The following is a 3,998-nucleotide window of genomic DNA, read 5'->3' on the forward strand; positions in this document are numbered from 1 at the left end:
ACCAACTCCCCACCCGAACCACCCAACACCACCGCACGATGCTCAAACCCCGACCGAGACACCACCAACGAAAAACCCACATCAGACACAGAAACACCAGGGCACTCCGCCACATACTCAGCAAGCCGCACCGCCTGCCCACACAACGCCTCCGCCGAACGACCCGACACCACCCACGGCACCACCGACACATCACCCGCAACCGGCACCGGCGTCTCCACGGGGACGGTGGTCGGTGCCTGCTCCAGGACGAGGTGCGCATTGGTGCCGCTCATACCGAACGACGACACGCCCACCCGACGCGGGCGGTCCCTGTCCGGCCATGGCCGCTCCTCCGTCAGCAGCCGTACCCGGCCGGCCGACCAGTCCACGTGCGGGGTGGGCTCGTCCACGTGCAGCGTCCGCGGCAGCACTCCATGCCGCAGCGCCATCACCATCTTGATCACACCCGCCACACCCGCAGCCGCCTGCGTATGACCGATGTTCGACTTCAACGAACCCAACCACAGCGGGTCATGCTCGGCGTTCCGCTGCCCATACGTCGCCAGGAGCGCCTGGGCCTCGATCGGATCACCCAACGTCGTCCCCGTACCATGCGCCTCGACAGCGTCGATGTCATCCACCGACAGCCCCGCGTTGGCCAGCGCCTGACGGATGACGCGCTGCTGGGCGGGCCCGTTCGGCGCGGTGAGCCCGTTGGACGCACCGTCCTGGTTGATGGCCGAACCCCGCACCACCGCCAGCACCTCGTGCCCGTTGCGCCGGGCATCCGACAGCCGCTCCAGAACGACCGTTCCCACGCCCTCGGCCAGCCCCATTCCGTCCGCCGAGGCGGCGAACGCCTTGCATCGGCCATCGGCCGCCAGTCCCCGCTGACGGCTGAACGCGGCCAGCGTCGAAGGGGTGGACATGACGGTGGCTCCGGCGGCGATGGCCACGGCGCATTCGCCCTGGCGCAGCGACTGGCAGGCGAGATGCAGCGCCACCAGCGACGATGAACAGGCGGTGTCCACCGTGATGGCGGGACCTTCCAGCCCCAGCAGGTAGGCGATTCGGCCGGACACCACACTGGCGGCCCGGCCGGTCAGCAGGTGTCCTTCCAGACCGTCGGTGTCGAGGCCGGGAAGCGTGCCGTAGTCGTGTCCGGTGGTGCCCACGAAGACACCGGTACGGGTGCCGCGCAACCCTTTGGGATCGACGCCCGCCCGCTCGAGCGACTCCCAGGATGCCTCCAGCAGGAGCCGCTGCTGCGGGTCCATGGTGATCGCTTCCCGGGGCGTGATCCCGAAGAACTCGGAGTCGAACCGATCGGCGTCGTGGAGGAAACCGCCTTGCCGCACATAGGACTTGCCGGGGCGGTCGGGGTCCGGATCATAGAGGTCGTTCAGATCCCAGCCGCGGTCTGCGGGAAGTCCGGAGATCACATCGGCACCGGACGCCGCGAGAGTCCACAGCTCCTCGGGCGTGGTCACCCCGCCCGGGTAGCGGCACCCCATGCCGACGACTGCGATCGGGTCGTCGTCGGTCGGCGTGGTCGGTGGGGTGCCCGTGAGCGTCGTCGGATCTTCCCGTACGCCGAAGATGACGTCGAGCAGGTGCCGGGCCAGCGCGGTGGCCGTCGGGTGGTCGAAGACCAAGCTGCCCGGAAGCCGCAGCCCGGTGGCGGCGGCCAGTCGGCTGCTCAGTTCGACGGCGGTGAGCGAGTCGAAGCCGATGTCGCGGAAGGATCTGTCGCCGTCCATCGCCTCGGCCGACGTGTGCCCGAGGACGTGTGCCGCGGTGGAACGCACCAGGTCCACCACGACACGCTCCCGCTGGGCGGCCGAGGCGTCGGTGAGCCGTTCGGCGAAGGCCGACACGGCCGACCTGGGAGAGCCGTCCGCCGCCGATGCCGGTTTCTCCGACTCGTACACCTCCCGGAACAGCGCGCTGGGACGGCCGGAGGTGAACACCGGTATGAACGTGTCCCAGTCGACGTCGGCCAGGGCCAGAAACGCTCCGGCCGGGTCGCCGGCGTGGCGCATGCCGGTGACGGCCAGGCCGGGGTCGATGACCGGGATACCGCGTCGCCGCAGCGGTTCGGCCAGCGAGGCGTCGATCATCCCCGCGCCACCGCCCCACGGCCCCCATGCGAGGGACTGCGCGGGGAAGCCGTCGGCGCGGAGTCGCTCGGCGAGGGCGTCCAGGGCCGCGTTTGCGGCGGCGTAGGCGGCGTGGTCGGCCACGCCCCAGGTGCCGGAGATGGACGAGAAGAAGACCACGGCGTCGAGGGCGTCGGGGTCCAGCAGTTCGGACAGATGAGCCGCGCCGGTCACCTTCCCGGCCGCGGTCTCCTGGAACTCGGTGAGGGTTGCCTCCGCCAGCGGGGCAAGCCTGCTGACTCCGGCGGCGTGTACGACGGCACGGACCGGCGTGCCATCGGTCTCCAGCCCCTGGAGGAGACCCGCGACCGCGTCCCGGTCCGCCATGTCGCAGACCGTGGCGGTGAGGCGGGTGTTGTGGCCGGCGAGTTCGGCGGCGAGTTGGCCGATCTCCTCGTCGGCCGCCCCACGGCGGCTGGTGAGCACCACGTGTTCGGCGCCCTGCTCGGCCAGCCATCTGGCCACATGCGCGCCCAGGGCCCCGGTGCCGCCGGTGACCAGCACAGTGCCGCGCGGTTTCCATCCCCGGCCCTCGGCACGTTCCGTGGCATGCGTCAGCCTGCGGGTGAAGACTCCGGTCGCCCTGATCGCGACCTGGTCCTCGAAGTCCGGTCCCGACCGCTCGCGTACGGCGCCGTCGGAGCGCGGGGCCAGCAGCGCGCGGAGCCGCGCGCCGGCGCGCTCGTCGAGCGTCTCGGGCAGGTCGATGAGGCCGCCCCAGCGGTCGGGGTGCTCCAGCGCCGCCACCCGGCCCATCCCCCAGAGTGCGGCCTGGGCTGAATGGCGCACCGGCTCGACAGCGCCGATGGACACCGCGCCTCGTGTGACGCACCACAGGGGGGCGGTGATACCGGCTTCGCCCAGCGTCTGGACGAGGACGACGCTGAGCGCGAACCCGGTCCCGAGCGTGGGATACGACGGGTGGGCGTCCTCGTCCACCGCGAGCGGCGACAGCACTCCGGCGAACTCCTCGCCGATGTCGCGCAGTCGCCCCGCGAGCCGGTCCCGGTCGGTGTCCCGAGCGTCCAACGACATCGTGACCACACGGGCTCCGCCGTGCTCCAGCACGCCGATGACTTCGGCGATCCAGGGGTCATCCGCCATGCGGCCGGGAATAGGGGCAAGCCATGTCCCCGACGGCGCTTCCCAGGAGGTATCCGGACGGGGGCGCCAGGCCACGCGATAGCGCCATGACTCCACGAGGGATTCGGTCCGTCGTGTCCTGCGCCACGCCGAGAGTGCGGGCAGCAACGCGTTCACCGCTTCGCCGTCCGCGTCGAGTGTGTCCGCCAGGGAGGCCACGTCCGCCCGCTCCACCGCGTCCCAGAACCCGGACTCGGCGGCGTCGGCGGTGACCGGTACTGCGGGCTTCGGCGCGTTCAGCCAGTACCGGTCGCGCTGGAACGGATAGGTGGGCAGTTCGACCGGGCGCCCGCCGGGGAGGGTCCCCGTCCAGTCGACATCGAGGCCGCGGACGTGCGCCTGGCCGAGGGCCCGCAGGAAGCGGTCCCAACCGCCCTCCTCGCGCCGGAGCGTGCCCACCACGAGCGCGTCGTGGCCCGCGTCGTCGACGATCTCCTGGAGCCCGGGGGTCAGTACGGGGTGCGGGCTGACCTCGATGAACGCATGGATGCCGGAGTCGATGAGAGTGCGCACCGCGTCCTCGAAGCGGACCGTGGAGCGCAGGTTGCGGTACCAGTACCCGGCGTCCAGTGAATCCGCCTCGATCCAGTCGCCGGTCACCGTGGAGAAGAACGGCACCTCCCCGGCGCGGGGGCTGATCGGGGCCAGATCCTCCAGCAGCGTGTGCTCAATGTCCTCCACCTGCACGGAATGCGAGGCGTAATCCACCGCGAT

At 71.1% G+C, this 3,998-nt stretch carries 1 protein-coding gene; it reads right to left on the minus strand.

The genetic code is table 11. The features are described from left to right. Positions 1-3,965 (minus strand): SDR family NAD(P)-dependent oxidoreductase (locus tag AB0E24_RS45845; RefSeq protein WP_359386004.1); only part of this gene is annotated, 3,965 nt, incomplete at its 3' end. Positions 3,966-3,998: the final 33 nt, after the last annotated feature.

The organism is Streptomyces malaysiensis subsp. malaysiensis (assembly GCF_040653035.1).
In the GTDB taxonomy this organism is placed as follows: Bacteria; Actinomycetota; Actinomycetes; order Streptomycetales; family Streptomycetaceae; genus Streptomyces; species Streptomyces malaysiensis.